The sequence below is a fragment of the Kosmotoga sp. DU53 genome (assembly GCF_001639905.1).
Taxonomy (GTDB): Bacteria; Thermotogota; Thermotogae; order Petrotogales; family Kosmotogaceae; genus Kosmotoga; species Kosmotoga olearia.
In genome coordinates, this window is record NZ_JGCK01000080.1 from 1 (window position 1) to 1,218 (window position 1,218).

The 1,218-nt window shown below is 39.9% G+C and carries 1 protein-coding gene and 2 pseudogenes; all 3 read right to left on the reverse strand.

The genetic code is table 11. From position 1 onward, the window contains the following. Positions 1–574 (reverse strand): annotated as a pseudogene (locus tag DU53_RS11520) (peptidase S41); the annotation flags it as partial. Between the two features lie 125 nt (positions 575–699). Further along, a complete protein-coding gene (locus DU53_RS12585; RefSeq protein ID WP_015868149.1) occupies positions 700–864 on the reverse strand; it encodes a hypothetical protein in 165 nt (54 codons plus the stop codon). A 134-nt stretch (positions 865–998) separates the two neighbouring features. Then, positions 999–1,218: pseudogene (locus tag DU53_RS12215) on the reverse strand (peptidase S41); the annotation flags it as partial.

Below are 1,218 nucleotides of genomic sequence, written 5' to 3' on the forward strand. Positions count from 1 at the left end.
KTTTTTTCCCATCTCTGCGAAGATAGGTGATCTCGAATTCCTCGATTCCCCACCATTCTGGTAGTGCCTGGATGAAGTAATTAACCCGCCAGTTTAAGCTGCTTTCAAGAGTTTCAGAAGATCCATACACTTGCAGCTCTTCAATAATATTCTCAATTGGAATACCGTTGATCTTTGTCACAATGGCACCAACTGGCAGTTTACAGATTGAATTAACTACCACGGCATACCCGTTTACCCTGCGCAATCTGAAGGGGAAAACCTTGATCTCGGCATCCGTTGGAGGGCATAACATGGAATGTTGATCATGAAGAATGGCTACCAACGGAGCAGCTATCATGTAGAATTCCGACCAGGTCATATCGTGGTCTAATTGAGCCCTTTTCTCTGCCACAAGATTCCAGAATACATCTTCATCTACCTTGAGCCAGGGATTGTAAAACTCTTCAACGATTTTGGAGACGAGAAAATCTAAATCCTCTCTCAATTGCTCGGGAGTAAAAAGCTGTTCTGCTATTGTGAAAGTGGAAGCAATCAAAAGAATTCCTATGAGTATGCAAATTATTTTATTCACTTTTTAATTCCTCCTTTTTGTCATTGATGAAAATAGGAGGAGAGCTTATAAACTGAATTTTAGTTGTAAATAGTACTTAAAGTGCCCACTTGTAATCTAAATACATTTAGGGAGAAATATTCTTTTCACGGAAGCGGAAGCTCACAAAGAGGAGAATCCGCTTGTTCTATCATGCACTCAGGACATGGTGCATCCTTTTCAGGTCCACAATCGAACAGAGTCTCGGTAACGGGACAGCTAAGAGTTTTAGGCTTACCCGGTTCGTTCAGTGGAATAATTCTGTAATCCATATTCAGTCTCCCCCTTTTCTTTTTTTGCTCTCCTCCAAAACATTTGATTTAAGGGACTATATATTACACAAAAGTCTTACCTAAAAGTGATGTAGTATAGTATTCAATCTCACTGTTTATGTAATGATTCATATTTACTTCACCTCCATACTTCTTTGCTCTTCTGATACCCTTTCGACAATTCGCAGAGCTTCGTCAAGCATGGGATCAGCTTCTCCTATTATCCATTTAATCTTTTCCTCAAGGCTCAGGTTTATGGGAATATCCGGCTCTATATGTCTCCCCTCTTCAAGAAGCAAAATCCTCGCTTTTGATAAGTCTACGCTACAGTTTGTGTTTGGTAATAAATATTCC